The organism is Streptosporangium nanhuense (assembly GCF_059358815.1).
In genome coordinates, this window is sequence record NZ_JCADBG010000016.1 from 231,193 (window position 1) to 248,021 (window position 16,829).

The window sequence follows — 16,829 nt, forward strand, 5'->3', positions numbered from 1 at the left end:
CCACGTTCCCTGAACCCGCCACACGAGGGCAAGCGGTTTTCGGCCGTGCGGACCCGTGCGTTTTCGGATTAGCACTACCGGCGTGAACGGTCGGCGGCGAGAGGGACATGAATCGAGCGGAAGCGATTCTGTCGGATAACACGGTTAGGGTCGAAAACCCCTGGCGATCTGACGGTGTTCCGTCCAACCTTCCGGGTTCCTCGTTACCATCTCCGACGGAGGCGATTCGATGTACAAGTACAGCCGTGACGAAGGAACATGGGATCAACTCACGGAGGTCGGGCTGGAGTTTCTCATCGAGCGCGCCCAAAGCCGGGTCGAGACGTCGTACGAGGATCTCAACAATGCCCTGATACAGCGAACCGGCCTTCCCGGCTTCGACTTCGGGCGGCCTGACGAGCGAGCCGGAATCGGACATCTCCTGTGGCTGATCGTGCAGAGGACATATCCGGAGACCAACCTGATGATCTCGGCACTCGTCACCCACAAGGGCGGAACCGACCCGGGTGGCGGCTTCTACACCCTGGCGACGGAGCTCAAACTGCTTCGGCCGGGCGCTTCGAAAGCCGAGAAGGACAAGTTCTGGGTGGACCAGTACATCAAAGTGCGAGAACACTACTCCGGAGCCGACCGGCCCGAGTCCTACTGACCTCTTCGGCGCGCACGTGCGCCGGGTCGAGCACCACGCGCACCACGTCCAGCAGGTCATCGTCAACGGGATGCCGCCCGCGCGATCCCACGCCCGAGTTCGTCGTCCTCAGCCGGGCGTGAGGCAGCCGGTGGAATCCTCGCAGTACTCGACGGCCTCGGCCAGGCCGAGTCCGGCGCCCTCGGCGAAACCGGCCTCGTACCTGGAGTCCCGTTATTCCTCTGGTCAGCCGGCCGGTACACGGATGGGCGGTCGCCGGTCAGAGTGGCCGGTACTGTGGCGGCATCGTGGTCTCTCCATGCGTCGACGGCCTCCCCACCCGCCTGCCGCAGCCAGGCAGAACCCTTGTTATCGGCGTCAAGGCAACTTGCGCCCGGTCATGACCGCGGGAAACGGCCGATCCAGCCGCACCGCGAAAGCCGAGGCCGATCCACCCAGCGAGGAGGGCCCACCTGAATACGGATCTCGGTCCGCGTCGCAGAGGGCTGTACTTCTGACAACATGGTCCCCAGCTCGCGCGGAGCGCTGTCGGCCCAGACGGGCAAATGCTGTCGCCACTCGCCTACAGAACCAGGCCGCTCAGCTCGTTGAACGGAGTGCGGGCCCCCGGGGCTTGCCAAGCCGCAGGAATGAGGCAAATCTCAGCTCCTCGCCGGGACCGCAGCCAGCAAGGGTGGCATGGTCTTGCGCAGTGTGGCCAGCTCGTCCGGCGACAGTTCCGGCCCTTGGGAGACGATGCCCGCAGCGATGCGGGCGGCTTCCAGTCCTTCGTCGAACCGAGCGCCGATCACAGGGTTGGCCTGTCGGCAGTTTTTCAGGAACCCCTCATGTGAAGCAGCGCTGACGTGCCTGTGGGCGAACGTGACGGTTTTACGGAGGAAAGCAAGATCATCATCTCGCTTGACGTCTTGTTCGACCAGGTGGTTCACCGCGTCCCAGCTGGCGAGTAATGCCGCACTGAAACGCATATACATATGTTTGCAGGGAGCCGGCCAGTTCCTGGGAGGTTGATAAGCCGTCGGATCGAAAGTCGGCTCCTTCATCTCGCCGTTGATGTCAGGAGTTGCTGACATGTTGTCGGCGGATGCACGCGTGGAGGCGGTTGAGGTGCCACCGTTCGTCCCGTTCGTCGGTGCGATGGCGGTGGGTGTCGTGCCGCATGCGGCCACGAGTAATCCCGCCACAGCGGCGGTGATCAACGGCTTGGGCGGGTTCATGCCGTCAGCTGATCTCGCAGCGAGTGGCCGAGTGATGCGAACGCACTATGTGATCACGATTTGTTATACGCCGCTCACACGTATCACCGATTTCGTGGACGGCCAACGACCTGCAGAAACGTCTTCAAGATCACTCCATGTGCATTCCGTGACCGCTGGCATACAGCTGCCTACGACTGCACTCGGTTACCCACGTGAGCAGAAGCGCGATCATGGATGGCCTCAGGCCAAGGGGGTGACCGCTGGTCAGAAGAGTGCCCCCGGCATGATTCGAACATGCGACACCCGCTTTAGGAGAGCGGTGCTCTATCCCCTGAGCTACGGAGGCAGGGGCTCCTAGTAAGAGTAGCGAAAGTGGCGAGTGGTTGCGCGCCCCGAGGGGGAGTTGGGGGCAGAGGATGGGTTATCGGTTCGCTGGCCTGGAGTAAAAGGGCGGCAAGTGGGCGGGTGTGGGGTGGTGGGCGAGGTTAGCGTCACGTTCCGTGATCGACAGGCGACGGAAGCGCATTCGCGGGCATCGCGCCCTGCGGCCGGTGGTGCTGTGTGGCGCGATGCTGGCGCCCGCGCTTCTGGCCGGGGGGTTGCTGGTGGCCGAGCTCACCGGCTACGAGGCGGCTGTCCAGATGGCCGACGCCGGCGCCGAGCCTGAGGGGTCTGAGGAGGCCGAAAGGCCCGGGAGATCCGAGGAGGCCGAGGAAGCCGCAGAGGCGGCGGAGGCCGAAGAGGCCGAAAGGTCCGGAGAAGCCGAGACGCTTCACGAAGACGAGGATCTCTGGGCGAAGGGTGGGGAACGGCGGGAGTTCCAGGGGGGTGGGGGCGCCTGGACCGGTTCGGCGTCCCAGCTGGGTGTCGAGGGGACAGGCGGGTCGCCGACCGAGGAGTCATTGGGGGAATCGGACGAGGAGTCGCCGGAGGAAGCGGTGGCCGTGGTGCCGGTTGTGGTCGGGCCCGTGCGAAGCCGGATGTTCGAGCCGAGGCTGGTGCCTCCGCCGTTGCGGCCGGAGCGGGTGTACGGGGGATGGGTGCCCGTCGCGGCGAAATCGGGAGTGCGCCGTACGGAGGAGAACCCCGGCGAGCCCGGCTGGCTGGATGATGCTCGTGAGACGAACGGGACGGATGGCGCGGGCGAGACAGATGTGGTCGTTCCTATAAAGACCCGCCCGCAAGGCTCCAGAGAGCCACGGAAGGTGGCATTGCCACCCCCTGTGGCACCTGAGCCCCGGGAGGAACGGAGGTCGTCACTCGCGCCACCTGAGCCCCGCGACAGGTGTTCGGCGGAGTGGAAGGGGACGTGGCTCTGGGGGGTCTGCAAGAAGCGCGGGCGGCAAGAAGTCTGACTTGTCCGGTCACGAAAAGGGGTGTTCAGCGCATAACGGCTGTGGAGAGCTGGCCCGTGCACTTGGTCAGCTGTAGTAGCGTGCGTGCCTGACCCAGGTCACGAGTTCGCAAACGGAGGGGTCGAACGTGCCACCTCGTCGATCAGCGGGTCTGATCGCCGTCGTCGCGACGATGACTTCCTTCCTGCCGGGAGCCGCTGCCGCGCAGCGGGCGCCGGCGGAGGTTCAGGCCGTCGTTGCCGCGGAGCCGGTGAATCTCACAGAACTGCGTCGCGAGGCGGAGAAGGCCGCGAAGGATCTTGAGGCCGCGACCAAGGCGCTGGAACAGCGGCGGGACCAGATCCGCACCTCCGAGAAGGAGCTCACCACCAAGCTGCGGGAGCTGCAGGCCGCCGAGAGGGCCTTCGCCCAGGTACGGCAGCCGCTGTCGGACCTCGTCGGGGTCCTCTACCAGCAGCCGACCGGTGGTGACGTGGCCGGTTTCCTGTCCGGTGAGTCCGGCACCGACACCTTGCGTGCGATGGCCGGTCTCACCCAGATCGTCGCCGAGCGCGACCTGATCCTTGAGGACAGCAGCCGCCTGCAGCTGGAGCGGGAGCGCCTGGCGGGCGAGGCACAGGAACTGCGGGCGGGCAACCTCCTCGCGGAGGCGCAGATGGGCGCCGAGATCGAGACGCTCAGGGTGCGCTCGCAGAAGATCGTGCAGTCCCTGACCAAGGCTCTGGTGAAGCTGGGCGTCAAGATCGACAAGAAGGGGCGACCGGCGGCCGGGTGCGACCCCACCAGGGCGACCTCGATGAGCGACTTCCCCAACGGGCTCATCCCGCAGGCTTACCTCTGCCCGCTCCAGCAGCGGGGCAACCAGCTGCGCGGGGACGCGGCGCTCGCGTTCATCAGCCTCAACGAGTCGTACAAACGGCAGTTCGGCAGGCCGATGTGCGTGACCGACAGCTATCGCAGCCTGGCCGAGCAGCAGTCGGTCTACTACACCCGTCCCGGCCTGGCGGCGGTCCCGGGACGCAGCAACCACGGCCTGGGACTCGCCGTCGACCTGTGCGGGGGCGTCGAACGCTTCCGCTCGGCCGAGTTCAACTGGCTGGAGACCAACGGCAAGAAGTTCGGCTGGATCCACCCCAAGTGGGCCTACGTCAGCCCCTTCGAGCCCTGGCACTGGGAGTACGACCCCAAGATCGGCTCCCTGCTGTAAGGCTCCTTGCTGTAGGAGGGGCTCGTCTGGCCCCGGTCACAAACCTGGTCACGACCGCACCCTCGACCTGTGGTTCGGGTCACGGCTCCGAGTCACCTTGCCCTCGTCGGGCGCCGTGAAATTCATCATGTGCGAGGGGCGATCGTGATGGAGAGACGCCCGCCGGCCTGGGCGGAGGCGAGCTCGGTGGCCTGGGCCGACGTGGTGGCCAGCACGATGAGCGCGCCCCGCTCCGACTCCCCGCCCGGGGTGGCCAGGACCGTGACGTCCTCGGCCGCGATGGTCGCCGGAGCATCGCCGTCCCACGTCGAGGTGGCGGCGAGCACGTCCACCACGTCGCCGGGGGAGAGCAGGCGCGCGGTCTCGGGGTCGGCGACGCGTACGGGGGTGGCGACCGTCCCATCGCCGTGCGCGGCGAGCAGGCCGGGGCCGAGCAGGCGGACGTCGGTCAGCGGCTCCCCGCGCCGCGCGGGACCCGTCAGGATCTTTCCCGCGTACGGTGTGCCGGGCCTCAGGGCGCCGTCGGGGACCGTATCGGGTCTCAGCGGGACCGGTGTCAGGTCGGCCGGCCCCAGCACGCCTCCGGGAAGATCTCTGGCGGCGGTCAGGACGGTCACGGAGGCGGTTTCCGGGCGCAGCGCCAGTACGGCGCAGCCCATCGCCAGGGCGGCGACGGCGGTGGCGATGAGACGGTGACGGCGGTCGAGGAAGCGGCGCAGAGCGCGCATGGCTGACTCCAGGGGTGGGAGCCGGGCGGCGCGGTGCCCGTGACGGGTGGGACGTCCCGGCCGAGTGGCGGCACGGGGCGTGAAGGATGAGACGCCCGGCCGGGTGGCGGCACGGGGCCCGTGGTGGATGAGACGCCCGGCCGAATGACCGTGCGGTACCTGTGGTGGACGGGACGCCCCGCCGACCGGCGGGGCTGCGCGGGGACTCTTGACGGATCCGGGTGGCTTGGACGGGAGCGGGATTCGGTCCTTTTCGAGTTTCCTCAGGTGGGGCCCACCTGGTGACGATGCCGGGATCGCCGATCACGCCGACCTCCCCGGCTACAGGGTCAGCCGGGGAGGTCGAAGGGGAGCTTGAGGCCGTCAAGGGCGTTCTGGCAGGGGCAGGTGCGCTCTTCGGGGAGGGCGGCGACGACGTCGCCGACGAGGGAGCGCATGCGGCCGACGTTGGTGGCGAAGAAGGCGAGGACCTCGTCGTGGGTGACCCCCTCGCCCGCCTCGACCCCGGCGTCGTGGTCGGTGACGAGGGAGATCGAGGTGTAGCAGAGGGCCAGCTCGCGGGCGAGGACGGACTCGGGGAAGCCGGTCATGCCGACGATCGACCAGCCGTTGCCGCTGAACCAGCGGGACTCGGCGCGGGACGAGAAGCGCGGGCCCTCGATGACCACGAGGGTGCCGCCGTCGGTCACCTCCCAGTCGGCGGAACGCGCCGTGGAGACGGCCGCCGCGCGACCCGAGGGGCAGTAGGGGTCGGCGAAGGCGACGTGGACGACGCCGCCCGCGTCGTAGTAGGTCTGCACCCGGCCCGAGGTGCGGTCGACGATCTGGTCGGGGACGACCAGGGCGCCGGGGCCGATCTCGGCGCGCAGGGAGCCGACCGCGCTGGGGGCCAGGACCTGGCGGACGCCGAGGGAGCGCAGTGCCCACAGGTTCGCCCGGTAGGGGATGCGGTGCGGGGGGAAGCGGTGGTCGCGGCCGTGGCGGGGCACGAAGGCGACCGAGCGCGACCCGATCCGGCCGACCGTGACGACGTCGCTGGGCGGGCCGTACGGCGTGGTGATCTCGACCTCTGTGGCGTCGTCGAGCAGGGAGTAGAAGCCCGAGCCGCCGATGACCCCGATGTCCGCGCGAGGAGTGACCATGGAGCCGAGGTTAGCGTCACGGGCCGGTCCCTGAGGAGCCCGGGTGACGGCCTGTGGATAACCGCGTCCCGGGTGGCCGCTCGATCGCTTTCGGCGAAACCGGCGGGACGCCGGCCGGAGGTCGTGCGGGCTGTCCCGCGACACCGAGGGCGGGGGGCGTCACCTACCCGCTTCGGCCGACGGGGCCACGGCGCGGGGCGGCCGGTTGGGCGGCCGCCCGTGAACGGCCGATCAGGAGGTGGGGAAGACGGCTCAGGAGGCCGCGGCGGCCGTGCTGCTCGCGGTCTTCGTCGACTTGGAGTCCGACGAGGACGAGGAGCTCGACGACTTCGACGAAGACGAGTCGGACGAGCTCGACGAGTCGGAGGACTTCGACGACGAGCCGGAGGAGTCCGAGGAGCCGGAAGAGCTCGACGAACCGTTCGCGGACGTCACCGTGCTCGACGACGAGGACCGGCTGTCGGTCCGGTAGAAGCCCGAGCCCTTGAAGACGATGCCGACCGCGGAGAACACCTTGCGCAGGTCGCCCGCGCAGCTCGGGCACTCGGTGAGAGCGTCGTCGGAGAACTTCTGGACGATTTCGAACTGGTTGTTACAGGCTGTGCAGGCGTACTGGTAGGTGGGCACGCGCTCCTCCTCATGATGATCCGCGCCGATTGGCACTCTAGTGGCGCGACTGCTAATGGTACGCAGCCGACAAGCTTAAACGCGAGTCGGAGTCCTCGCATTCCGTAGCCGGATCCCGATCAGATGTGGCCCGGCTTCGCTTCGGACGTGGCCCGGCCTGGTGGATCAGGGGTCGTGGGCCCTCGATTCGGCCGTATCCAAACTCCGCCTCGGATGTGGCTGGGCCCCGGTTCGGAAGCGGGCCGTCCTCGGATCGAGGGCTGCCGCACCTCTGCCGGATCCCGTCCCTCGGTCGGATCCCGCCCCTTGATCAGGTGCCACTCCTGTGATCAGCCGCCGCCCCCCGATCAGGTGCCTCCTTGGACAGGTGTCGCCTCTCCGATTAGGTGCCTCCCCGGCCAGGTGTCGCCTCCCCGGTCAGGTGCCCCGCTCGCCGAACCAGCCCGCGAGCTTGCCCTTGCGGCTGATCGCGCGCATCCGGCGTTCGACCGTGTCACGGCAGGCGGCCGTGGTCACGACCAGCAGCTGGTCGTCGACCCTGATCCTGGTGGAGTCGGTGGGGACGAACGTACGGCCGTCCCTGACGATCAGCGTGACCTGGGCGTCCGAGGGCAGCCGCAGCTCGAAGATCTCCACGCCGTGCAGCATGGACGTCGGCGGCACCTTGACCTGGAGCAGGTCGGCGTTGAGCTCCTCCAGCGGCGCCGACTCGACCTCCAGGTCGCGGGCCTCGTCGAGCGTGGTCAGCCTGAGGAGTTTCGCCACGAACGGCAGCGTCGGCCCCTGCAGCAGGGTGTAGACGATGACGATCACGAAGACCTCGTTGAACACGAACTTGGCGGTGCCGTCGGGAACGGAGGTGGCGGCCCAGGGGATGGTGGCGAGCACGATGGGCACCGCGCCGCGCAGCCCGGCCCACGACAGGAAGGCCTGTTCCCGCCAGCCCAGCCGGTCGATGCGCATCAGCCGGGCCAGCAGCGCGGAGACGATGATCGACAACGGGCGGGCCACCGCGACCAGGATCAGCCCGGCCACCAGGCCGGGCACGATCGCGGACGGCATCTCCGAGGGGCTGGCCAGCATGCCGAGCATGACGAACAGGCCGATCTGCGCCAGCCAGGCCACCCCCTCGGCGAACCCCCGCGAGGACGCGCGGTGCGGCATCCGGGAGTTGCCCATGACCAGCGCCGCGAGGTAGATCGCGAGGAAGCCGCTGCCGTGCAGCAGCATAGCTCCCGCGTAGGCGACGAACGCGAGCGCGAGCACCGCGATGGGGTACAGGCCGGAGACGGGCAGCGCGATGCGGCGCAGCGCGTACGCGCCGAGCGGGGCGACCGCCAGGCCGACGGCCGCGCCCACCACCAGTTCGAGGACCACCTCGAACAGCGCCACCCCCAGGCTGGGCGAGGTGGCGGCGCTCAGCAGCATGACGGCGATCACCGTGGGGGCGTCGTTGAGACCCGACTCGGCCTCCAGGATGCCCGCGAGACGCGAGGGCAGGGGCAGGCGGCGCAGTACGGAGAAGACGGCGGCGGCGTCGGTGGAGGCGAGGATCGCGCCGAGCAGGAGCGCGGTCCGCCAGTCCATGCCGAGGATCAGGTGCACCGGGATCGCGACGGCCGCGATGCTCACCCCCACGCCGACGGTGGCGAGCACCAGGGCGGTGGGGATGGCTCCCTTGACGTGGCTCCAGGTGGTGGTCAGGCCACCCTCGGCCAGGATGATCGCCAGCGCGATCAGGCCTATCTCCTGCGCGAGTTGCGGGTTCTCGAACTGCAACCCGAACCCGGACTCGCCCACGAGCAAACCGAAACCCAAGAAGATCAGGAGGCTGGGCAGTCCGCTCCGGTGGGCGACACGCACCGCGACGATGGCCGCGATGACGATTCCGGCACCGAGAAGCAGCCAGACGTCCAGTCCCATCTGGTCCCCTCTCTGACTCCGGGGACCATTGTGTCGCATTCGGAAGGGCCGCCACACACGGGTGGCGCGCACTCCGCGTCACGATTTCGACGCCTTCTGCCCCGCGTCCTGCGGCGATTCCGTCGGTCGGTCACATCCCGTCCCGCCGGCCGGTCACATCCCGTGCCGTGGGCCGGTCACATCCCGTGCCGTGGGCCGGTCGCCCCCGGCCTCGCCGGTCGGTCACGCCCCGCGCCTCCGGCCTGTCGCCCTTCGGCTGCGTCGGCCGGTCGCACCTCAACTGCGTCGGCCGGTCGCACCTCAGCCGCTCCGGGATCATGGAACCGGTCGTACCTCGGCTCCGTCGGCCGGTCGCGCCTCGGCCCCGCGGGGCTCTCACACCTCCGCGGCGGCGGTCTTGAAGATCCCGTCAGGGGTGGCCGCGTAGCGGACCGCGAGGTCGTGGGGTTCGGCGGGCACGCCGTCCAGCAGCTCGCCCTCGTGGAGCAGCGCCACCGTCGGCACGTTCGGGCCGACCCTGGCCAGTGCCCGGTCGTAGGAGCCGCCGCCCCGGCCCAGCCGTACCCCGGTGGTCCTGTCGACCGCGAGCGCGGGCACGATCACCAGGGCCGCGGTCCTGACGGCGTCGACACCGCGCCGGGTGTCGACCGGTTCCATGATCCCGAAGCGGCCGGGGGCGAGGGTGTCGGGGCCGTCGTACACCGCCCAGTCGAGATCATTGTCGTCGCGGAGCACGGGCAGGATCACGGTCGCGCCGTGTTTCCACAGGGCGAAGACCAGCCCGTGGGTCGCCGGCTCCGTGCCGATGGACCAGTAGCACGCGACCAGCCCGGCCATCTGGACCCAGGGCCGGTCCAGCAGGGATTCCCTGATCTGGACGGAGGCCGCGTGCCGCTTCTCGTCGGGGATCGAGGCGCGTGCGGTCTCGATCGTGGCACGCAGCGTCAGCTTGTCCACAGGTCCCTCCACTATGGTTTCGGTTATGGCCGACTTCGAAGCTGTGACGAAAGCCGTCGTTCCCGCGGCGGGCATGGGCACCCGTTTTCTTCCGGCGACCAAGGCGACCCCCAAGGAGATGTTGCCCATCGTCGACAAGCCCGCGATCCAGTATGTCGTCGAGGAGGCGGTCTCCGCCGGGCTGCTCGACGTCCTCATGGTCACCGGGAAGAACAAGCGTTCCATCGAGGATCACTTCGACCGGGCCCACGAGCTTGAGGAGATCCTGGAGGCCAAGGGCGACGACGAGCGTCTCTCGCAGGTGCGGGAGCCCGCCGACCTGGCCATCCTGCACTACGTACGGCAGGGCACGCCGCGCGGCCTCGGCCACGCCGTCCTGTGCGCCAAGCAGCACGTGGGCAACCACCCCTTCGCCTGCCTGCTCGGCGACGACCTCATCGACCACCGCGACGAGCTCCTCAAGCGCATGATCGAGGTACGCGGCACGCACGGCGGCAGCGTCATCGCGCTCATGGAGGTCCCCCAGGAGCAGGTCTCCCTGTACGGCTGCGCCGCCATCGAGCCCACCGACGAGGACGACGTGGTCAGGGTGACCGACCTGGTGGAGAAGCCCCCCGCCGACGAGGCCCCGTCCAACTGGGCCATCATCGGCCGGTACGTGATCGACCCGGCCGTCTTCGAGGTCCTGGAGAACACCCCGCCGGGACGCGGCAACGAGATCCAGCTCACCGACGCGCTCCGCACCCTCGCCAAGCGCGGCGCCGACCAGGGCGGCCCCGTGCACGGGGTGCTGTTCAGGGGGCGCCGCTACGACACCGGCGACAAGCTCGAATACCTGCGCACGGTGGTGCGGTTCGCCGCCGAGCGTCCCGACCTGGCGCCCGAGTTCATGCCCTGGCTCAAGGAGTTCCTGGCCTCGCGATGAGCTCCCTGAAATCGGTCGACGACCACCTCTCCGACATCCTCCGCACCGTGCGGGTGCTCGCCCCGCTGGAGCTGGAGCTGGAACGGGCGCTGGGCACCACGCTGGCCGAGGAGGTCACGGCTCCGGTCGCGATGCCGCCCTTCGACAACTCGGCGATGGACGGCTACGCCGTGCGGGCCGAGGACGTCGCGGACGCCCCGGTGACGCTCCCGGTGATCGACGACATCGCGGCCGGGGACGGCCGGATACAGGCCATCGGTCCCGGCATGGTCATGCGGATCATGACCGGGGCCCCGCTGCCCGCCGGGGCCGACGCGGTGGTCCCGGTCGAGTGGACCGACGGCGGCACCGCGCAGGTCGTGGTCAACCGCCCGGCGCGGCAGGGGAACGCCATCCGCAGGTCCGGGGAGGACGTGCGGGCGGGCGACGTCGTCCTGCCCGCGGGCACCGCGATCGGCCCCGCGCAGCTCGGGGTGCTGGCGGGTGTCGGCCGCCGCAGGGTTCTCGTACGGCCCCGCCCGCGGGTGGTCGTGATCTCCACCGGGGCCGAGCTGGTCGAGCCCGGCCTGCCCCTGGGACCCGGCCAGATCTGGGAGTCCAACAGCTTCGCCCTGATCGCCGGCGTCCGCGAGGCGGGTGGCGAGGGCTACCGGGCGGGCATCGTCGGCGACGACGCCGCGGGGTTCCTCGACCAGCTCGACGCGCAACTGCTGCGGGCCGACCTCGTGATCACCAGCGGCGGCGTCTCGATGGGCGCGTACGAGCCCGTCAAGGAGGCCCTCGGCCCGCTCGGCACGGTCCGCTTCGAGCGGGTCGCCATGCAGCCGGGCATGCCCCAGGGCTTCGGCGTGGTCGGCGAGGACCAGGTGCCGCTCTTCGCGTTGCCCGGCAATCCGGTCTCGTCGTTCGTGTCGTTCGTCCTGTTCGTCCGGCCGGCGCTGCGCAGGATGCAGGGTCTGCCCGAGGAGCCCACGCCGACCGTGCGGGCGGTCACCACCGGCCCGCTCCGCTCGCCCGAGGGCAGGCGCTCCTACCTGCGCGGCGTGCTCGGCCCCGGCGGTACGGTCGGCCCGGTGCGCGGGCAGGGTTCCCACCAGCTCGCCGCCCTGGCCGCGGCGAACGCCCTGATCGTGGTGCCCGAGGACGTCACCGAGCTTCCCGAGGGCACGGACGTGGAGGTCATCCCCCTGTGAACGATCGATATCGCGGCGAGGCGCCCGGATTCACCCACCTCGACGAGACCGGCGCGGCGCGCATGGTGGACGTCACGGCCAAGGACGTCTCCCTCCGTACGGCGACCGCCACCGGCAGGGTGCTGCTGTCCGCCGAGGCCGTGGCGCTGCTGCGGTCGGGGGAGGTGCCCAAGGGCGACGCGATCGGCACCGCGCGGATCGCCGGGATCATGGGCGCCAAGCGGACCCCCGACCTCATCCCGCTCTGCCACCCCATCGCGCTGCACGGGGTCAAGGTCGAGCTGGTCGTGGCCGACGAGGGAGTGGAGATCACGGCACGGGTCAGGACCGCCGACCGTACCGGAGTCGAGATGGAGGCGCTGACCGCGGTCTCGGTCGCCGCGCTCGCCCTGATCGACATGGTCAAGGCGGTCGACCCGGCGGCCGTGATCACCGACGTCCGCGTCGAGGAGAAGACCGGCGGCAAGACGGGAATCTGGACCCGCCCCTGAGCCTCTGACATCCCGTCCCCCGGTATCCCGTCCCGGGATGTCTGCTCCCTCGGCATCCCGCCTCGGGATGTCCGGTCCCGTCGGGAACATCCCGTCACGACGAGGCCCGATCTTCGAGGGGCGGGGTTCCCGGGAGGCCGGGTCCCGGGAAACCGGGCCCGCGAGAGCCTGGAAGGATGATCCCATGAGAGCTCTGGTGATCACCGCTTCCAACCGGGCCGCCGCCGGGACGTACGAGGACACCTCCGGGAAGCTGCTGGCCGAGCTGCTGGCGGAGGCCGGGTGCGAGGTGGACGGCCCGCGGGTGGTCCCCGACGGCGAGCCGGTCGAGGCGGCGCTGCGGTCCGGGGTCGCCGAGGGGTACGACGTGATCGTCACCACCGGCGGCACCGGCCTGACCCCGGCGGACCTCACCCCGGAGATGACCCGGCGGGTGATCGACAGGGAGGTTCCCGGCATCGCCGAGGCCATCCGCCACGTGAACCGGGACAGGGTGCCCACCTCCATCCTGTCCCGCGGGCTCGCCGGGCAGTCCGGTGGCACGTTGATCGTCAACCTGCCGGGTTCCTCGGGTGGGGTGCGCGACGGCATGGGGGTGCTGTCTCCCGTGCTCAGGCACGCCGTGGACCAGATCAGAGGAGGAGATCACCCCCGTTGATCCGCCTCCCCCGCTTCCATGGCACCACGGGCCTTCTTCGGGAGATGATGAGGGCGTGGATCGACTTCGTGGCTGGCCGGTGACCCTTACGGAAGGCCCGGTAGGACTTCGGCCGCTGCGGCTGCGGGACGTGCGCGTCTGGCGGGAGTCGCGGCTGCGCAACGCGAACTGGCTCCGTCCCTGGGAGCCGAGCAATCCTGAGACCCCCCTCTTCAAGACCGGGCTCGGTCCCTACATCTCCATGGCGGGAACCCTTCGCAGGGAGGCCAGGCAGGGGCTCGCGCTGCCCTGGGTCGTCACCTACGACGGCGCCTTCGCCGGGCAGCTCACCGTGGGCGCCATCGTCTGGGGTTCGGCCAGGTCGGCCCAGATCGGTTACTGGGTGGACGCCGCCCTGGCCGGTCGCGGGATCACCCCCACCGCGGTCGCCATGGCCGTCGACCACTGCTTCTTCACCACCGGCCTGCACCGCGTCGAGGCCAACATCCGGCCGGAGAATCATGCGAGTCGCAGAGTGGTTGAAAAGCTGGGATTCAGGGAAGAAGGGGTCAGACGTCGGCACCTGCACATCGACGGTGCCTGGCGCGACCACATCTGTTACGCACTCACGGTCGAAGACGCGCCGAGGGGGTTGCTCGTACGGTGGCGGCGGGCCCGTGAGGCGGCCGCCCACGGTGGCACTCCGCATGAAGAGGTTTGAAGATCTCGCGACACACCGCATCGAATGCTCGTCAAATAGTGACACGCGGTCTTACGGTGCGTGACATGAGCAGATTGAAGGCGCCGGGAGACCACGCGCGTCTTCATGCTGCCCGGAGGTGCCCGTGAGTAGCGGTGTCGTTCTCTATCTGGCGATCGTCGTCATGTGGCTGTGCGTGCTCGTGCCCATGTGGCTGCACCGCGACCGCAACACCCTGGCCGAGCCCCACAAGGACGTCGAACCGTACGCCTACGACGAGCGGGTGATCGACGAGGACTCCGCCGAGACCCTCACCGAACCCCTGCCCGTCTCCTCCGCCGACGTGCCCGCGTCTCCGTCCTCCTCCGGCTTCCCGGAAGAGCCCGGTGCCGAGGAGGCCTCGCCGGACGCTCGGGCGGCCTCCGAGACCGAGGCCCGGCCCGCCAGGCCCCCGGCGGCGAAGCCCGCCACCGGAAGGGCCTTGTCCGAGCGCCGCCGCGCGGAACTCCGCCGCCGGGGCAAGCAGGTCGCCAAGCGCAGGCGCCTGACCACCTGGTGCGTGCTGCTCCTGCTCGCCTCCGTGGTGACGGCCGCCGTCCAGATCATCCCCTGGTGGGGCGTGGCGCCCTCAGTGGTGCTCCTGGGCGCCTACATGGCCGTTCTCAGGGTCACGGTCCAGATCGACGCCGAACGCCGCGCGGCGATAGCCCGGGCCCACGCGGAACGTGCCAAGCGCGCCCGCCGCCGTGCCGCCCTGCTGGAGGCCCAGCGCCCCGTGGCCGAGATCATCGACCTGGCCGCGCTCCGCGACGAGATCTTCGATCAGTACGCGGAGACCCCCCGCCGCGCGGTCGGCGACTGACTCGCGCTCCGGATGGCGCGAGTGCCTCCGGAAGTTTGCTAATCTAGTCCACGTCTTGGGGATGTAGCGCAGTCCGGTAGCGCACTTCGTTCGCATCGAAGGGGTCAGGGGTTCGAATCCCCTCATCTCCACCAAGGTCAAGGGCCGTTCCCGCGAGTCGGGAGCGGCCCTTTTGATCTTCTGAGTGACTAACTGGGTGACTATCGGATCACTTGCTTGCTGCCGTATCAGCGTGGCGGATCAGTGAGACGTTCCCCAGGGAGTCCCTTCCGCTGAGGTAGCTGTACATGCTGAGCATCAGATCCTGTTCCTTGCGACCGAGCTCGGACAGAGCGATCACTCGCTCAATCGGATCCGTCAGGCATAAGAGGTACTCAAAGAGCTCACAAATCGGCATCTTGAAGACCCTGGCCAGTTGCTGCATCTCGTCTGCCTCGGCCTCAAGTTCACCGCGTTCGATCTTCCCCATCCGGCTCGTTTTGATGCCGAGCTGCTGAGCAAGTTCTGCCTGGCTAAGGCCTAGTTCCTTACGTTTAGTGATGATGATCTTACTAAAGTCGCTATTCATGGGCACATACTGGCGTGATCCGAGGGAGACGGCTACTCGTTGCCCGACTTTGGCTTGAATATCCTTTCTATAGCCTCGGCGCCTTCCAGGAGCATCGGGCGGAGCTGCTTGCGGTAGACGGTCTCGGTGACCGTGGTGTTGCGGTGGCCGACCAGGCGGGAGATGTTCTCCAGGGGTACCCCGGAGTCCGACAGCAGTGAGACGAAGCTGTGCCGCATCTCGCGGGGTGTCCACTCCTTCTCGTTGAGGCCGGCCTTCTTGAGCACGGCCCGGAACGAGCGACGGACGTTGTGGGAGTCGAGTTCGGTGCCGACTTTAGAGGCGAAGACGAGGCCGTTGTCCTGCCAGCCCGCGCCTGCCGCCTTGCGGGCCACGTCCTGCCGCTCGCGGTGGAGCTTGAGGGCGTCTACGCAGCGCTTCGGCATGGCCAGCGTTCGCCGGGACTTGCGGGTCTTGGTGTCGCCGCCCTCTCGGACCGAGTGCCAGACCATGACGGAAGGCGGAGTGCCGTCGAGGTCGACGTGTGACCAGGTGAGTGCCCGCAGTTCCTCCGTACGAGCCCCGAGCAGCAGCGAGAGCACGATGTAGGCGTGCAGCGCCGTGCCCTCGGACGCCTTGAGCACGGCTTCCGCCTGGTCGAGAGTGAGTGACTTGGACGGACGTCCCTCCTTTCCTCTGGGGATCTCGCAGAGCAGCGCGACGTTCCGCTTTACCTTGTCGCGAGCCTGTGCGCGGGAGATGGACCGGACGAGGATCGAGCGCAGCTCACGCAGGGTCCGCGTGCTCAGCTCCTTCGCCTTGTCGGCCAGCCAGCGGTCGATGTCATCCGCGGTGAGGTCGACGAGCTTCCGCGCGCCCATGCCAGGGATGATGTGCTTGTTCGCGAGGATCGAGCACTTGTCCACCGTCGCGGATCCTCGGCCGCTGAGCCCGAACTCCAGCCAGTTCCGTACGGCGTCGGCCACGGTGTAGCCGGTCGAGGAGACAAGGAGCCCGTCTTCGTAGTCGCGGATGATCTCCTTGAGTCTCTTCATGGCTGCGGTCTTGGTCTTGCCGCTGGCCTTCTTCACAATCCGCTTGCCCGCCGGGGTGTAGCCGACCGTCACCGAGGCGATCCAGCGTTGCCGCCCCTCGTCCCAGTGCAGCCCGCCGTCCCCACGGCTACGACGTTCGGTCATCAGACGGCCTCCCGCTCCAAAAGCGCGATGTACTCGCGGATGGCGGACGCCGGGATGAGTCGGGTACGGCCTTCCTTGACCGAGCGCAGTCGTCCCGAGCGCATCAGCTCATAAAGAACGCTGCGGCTCAGCCCGAGGCGTCGCATGGCGTCGGACACCCGGTAGAGCCGGGCCTCGGTGGTCGAGATCAGGTCAGTGGCCAACGGTTCCTCCCTGGGGTGAGATCGACGAGGCGAGAGCGGATTCCCCGGCCGTGTAGCCCTGTCCGGCGTACCTCCAGTTGGCGAGGACGAGCGTGGCGGCAGGGTCGTACGGCAGTCGCTCAAGGTCGCGTGCCTGGCGGTACTCCAGGCGGACGCGACGCAGGGCGGTCATGGTGGTGGAGTAGGCCCGGCTCTTGGTCGAGAAGTGGGATCTGGCAAGATTTTCGTGATGGGTGACAGTGAGTGTTCGTGATCATGCGAGCAGGACCCGTTTTCGTAGGAGGA

General features: G+C 68.9%; 18 protein-coding genes, 2 tRNA genes and 2 pseudogenes. 11 read left to right on the forward strand and 11 right to left on the reverse strand.

Annotated features, from left to right (window positions below):
• Positions 1 to 229 precede the first annotated feature (229 nt).
• On the forward strand, positions 230 to 649 hold the full coding sequence (locus AC5L38_RS28875; RefSeq protein ID WP_495245977.1) for a hypothetical protein: 420 nt from the start codon (positions 230 to 232) through the stop codon (positions 647 to 649).
• Between the two features lie 641 nt (positions 650 to 1,290).
• Here AC5L38_RS28875 and AC5L38_RS28880 read toward each other — a convergent pair.
• Both AC5L38_RS28880 and AC5L38_RS28885 read right to left on the reverse strand, forming a co-directional pair.
• Positions 1,291 to 1,866, reverse strand: a complete 576-nt coding sequence (locus tag AC5L38_RS28880) for a hypothetical protein (RefSeq protein WP_495245978.1) — start codon at positions 1,864 to 1,866, stop codon at positions 1,291 to 1,293.
• A gap of 255 nt (positions 1,867 to 2,121) precedes the next feature.
• A tRNA-Arg gene (locus AC5L38_RS28885) sits at positions 2,122 to 2,194 on the reverse strand.
• Between the two features lie 259 nt (positions 2,195 to 2,453).
• Between AC5L38_RS28885 and AC5L38_RS28890 the strand changes: the two genes are divergently transcribed.
• Positions 2,454 to 3,203: a hypothetical protein gene (locus AC5L38_RS28890; protein WP_495245979.1), complete on the forward strand. Its 750-nt coding sequence runs from the start codon at positions 2,454 to 2,456 to the stop codon at positions 3,201 to 3,203.
• Positions 3,204 to 3,453: 250 nt separating this feature from the next.
• Positions 3,454 to 4,410, forward strand: coding sequence for a D-alanyl-D-alanine carboxypeptidase family protein (locus tag AC5L38_RS28895; RefSeq protein WP_495245980.1), 957 nt, complete (start codon positions 3,454 to 3,456; stop codon positions 4,408 to 4,410).
• A 125-nt stretch (positions 4,411 to 4,535) separates the two neighbouring features.
• On the opposite strand, the gene AC5L38_RS28900 is transcribed toward AC5L38_RS28895, so the two are convergent.
• Together AC5L38_RS28900 and AC5L38_RS28905 are read right to left on the reverse strand one after the other, a co-directional pair.
• Complete coding sequence (locus tag AC5L38_RS28900; protein WP_495245981.1) at positions 4,536 to 5,138, reverse strand: CpaB family protein; 603 nt, start codon at positions 5,136 to 5,138, stop codon at positions 4,536 to 4,538.
• Between the two features lie 329 nt (positions 5,139 to 5,467).
• The gene (locus AC5L38_RS28905; RefSeq protein WP_495245982.1) at positions 5,468 to 6,280 is read right to left on the reverse strand and encodes an S-methyl-5'-thioadenosine phosphorylase; all 813 of its coding nucleotides are present in this window, start codon (positions 6,278 to 6,280) and stop codon (positions 5,468 to 5,470) included.
• Positions 6,281 to 6,518: 238 nt separating this feature from the next.
• Between AC5L38_RS28905 and AC5L38_RS28910 the strand changes: the two genes are divergently transcribed.
• The gene (locus AC5L38_RS28910; RefSeq protein WP_495245997.1) at positions 6,519 to 6,752 is read left to right on the forward strand and encodes a hypothetical protein; all 234 of its coding nucleotides are present in this window, start codon (positions 6,519 to 6,521) and stop codon (positions 6,750 to 6,752) included.
• A 14-nt stretch (positions 6,753 to 6,766) separates the two neighbouring features.
• On the opposite strand, the pseudogene AC5L38_RS28915 reads toward AC5L38_RS28910, so the two are convergent.
• The 3 genes and pseudogenes from AC5L38_RS28915 to AC5L38_RS28925 all read right to left on the reverse strand — a co-directional run.
• Positions 6,767 to 6,943, reverse strand: a pseudogene (locus AC5L38_RS28915) (FmdB family zinc ribbon protein); the annotation flags it as partial.
• Between the two features lie 381 nt (positions 6,944 to 7,324).
• Complete coding sequence (locus AC5L38_RS28920; protein ID WP_495245983.1) at positions 7,325 to 8,830, reverse strand: potassium/proton antiporter; 1,506 nt, start codon at positions 8,828 to 8,830, stop codon at positions 7,325 to 7,327.
• 375 nt (positions 8,831 to 9,205) lie between these two features.
• Positions 9,206 to 9,787: a 5-formyltetrahydrofolate cyclo-ligase gene (locus AC5L38_RS28925; RefSeq protein WP_495245984.1), complete on the reverse strand. Its 582-nt coding sequence runs from the start codon at positions 9,785 to 9,787 to the stop codon at positions 9,206 to 9,208.
• Positions 9,788 to 9,812: 25 nt separating this feature from the next.
• On the opposite strand from AC5L38_RS28925, the gene galU reads away from it, so the two are divergent.
• The 7 genes from galU to AC5L38_RS28960 all read left to right on the forward strand — a co-directional run bounded on the left by galU (position 9,813) and on the right by AC5L38_RS28960 (position 14,729).
• The gene (gene galU, locus AC5L38_RS28930) at positions 9,813 to 10,712 is read left to right on the forward strand and encodes a UTP--glucose-1-phosphate uridylyltransferase GalU (RefSeq protein WP_495245985.1); all 900 of its coding nucleotides are present in this window, start codon (positions 9,813 to 9,815) and stop codon (positions 10,710 to 10,712) included.
• Between the two features lie 5 nt (positions 10,713 to 10,717).
• Positions 10,718 to 11,905 (forward strand): molybdotransferase-like divisome protein Glp, encoded by a 1,188-nt coding sequence (gene glp, locus AC5L38_RS28935; RefSeq protein ID WP_495245996.1) that lies wholly within the window; start codon positions 10,718 to 10,720, stop codon positions 11,903 to 11,905.
• Positions 11,902 to 12,396, forward strand: coding sequence for a cyclic pyranopterin monophosphate synthase MoaC (gene moaC, locus AC5L38_RS28940; RefSeq protein WP_495245986.1), 495 nt, complete (start codon positions 11,902 to 11,904; stop codon positions 12,394 to 12,396). The genes glp and moaC overlap by 4 nt, the downstream gene beginning before the upstream one ends.
• A 184-nt stretch (positions 12,397 to 12,580) precedes the next feature.
• Positions 12,581 to 13,054, forward strand: coding sequence for a MogA/MoaB family molybdenum cofactor biosynthesis protein (locus AC5L38_RS28945; protein ID WP_495245987.1), 474 nt, complete (start codon positions 12,581 to 12,583; stop codon positions 13,052 to 13,054).
• Positions 13,055 to 13,109: 55 nt separating this feature from the next.
• Positions 13,110 to 13,754, forward strand: a complete 645-nt coding sequence (locus AC5L38_RS28950; protein WP_495245988.1) for a GNAT family N-acetyltransferase — start codon at positions 13,110 to 13,112, stop codon at positions 13,752 to 13,754.
• Between the two features lie 124 nt (positions 13,755 to 13,878).
• Positions 13,879 to 14,595 (forward strand): divisome protein SepX/GlpR, encoded by a 717-nt coding sequence (sepX, locus tag AC5L38_RS28955; RefSeq protein ID WP_495245989.1) that lies wholly within the window; start codon positions 13,879 to 13,881, stop codon positions 14,593 to 14,595.
• Between the two features lie 57 nt (positions 14,596 to 14,652).
• Positions 14,653 to 14,729, forward strand: a tRNA-Ala gene (locus AC5L38_RS28960).
• A 74-nt stretch (positions 14,730 to 14,803) separates the two neighbouring features.
• Here AC5L38_RS28960 and AC5L38_RS28965 read toward each other — a convergent pair.
• From AC5L38_RS28965 to AC5L38_RS28980, 4 genes and pseudogenes are all read right to left on the reverse strand, one after another.
• Positions 14,804 to 15,163, reverse strand: a complete 360-nt coding sequence (locus AC5L38_RS28965) for a helix-turn-helix transcriptional regulator (protein WP_495245990.1) — start codon at positions 15,161 to 15,163, stop codon at positions 14,804 to 14,806.
• A gap of 32 nt (positions 15,164 to 15,195) precedes the next feature.
• Positions 15,196 to 16,341, reverse strand: a complete 1,146-nt coding sequence (locus AC5L38_RS28970) for a site-specific integrase (RefSeq protein WP_495245991.1) — start codon at positions 16,339 to 16,341, stop codon at positions 15,196 to 15,198.
• The gene (locus tag AC5L38_RS28975) at positions 16,341 to 16,544 is read right to left on the reverse strand and encodes a helix-turn-helix domain-containing protein (protein ID WP_495245992.1); all 204 of its coding nucleotides are present in this window, start codon (positions 16,542 to 16,544) and stop codon (positions 16,341 to 16,343) included. The genes AC5L38_RS28970 and AC5L38_RS28975 overlap by 1 nt, the downstream gene beginning before the upstream one ends.
• Positions 16,534 to 16,746: pseudogene (locus tag AC5L38_RS28980) on the reverse strand (replication initiator); the annotation flags it as partial. The gene AC5L38_RS28975 and the pseudogene AC5L38_RS28980, both read right to left, overlap by 11 nt.
• Positions 16,747 to 16,829: the final 83 nt, after the last annotated feature.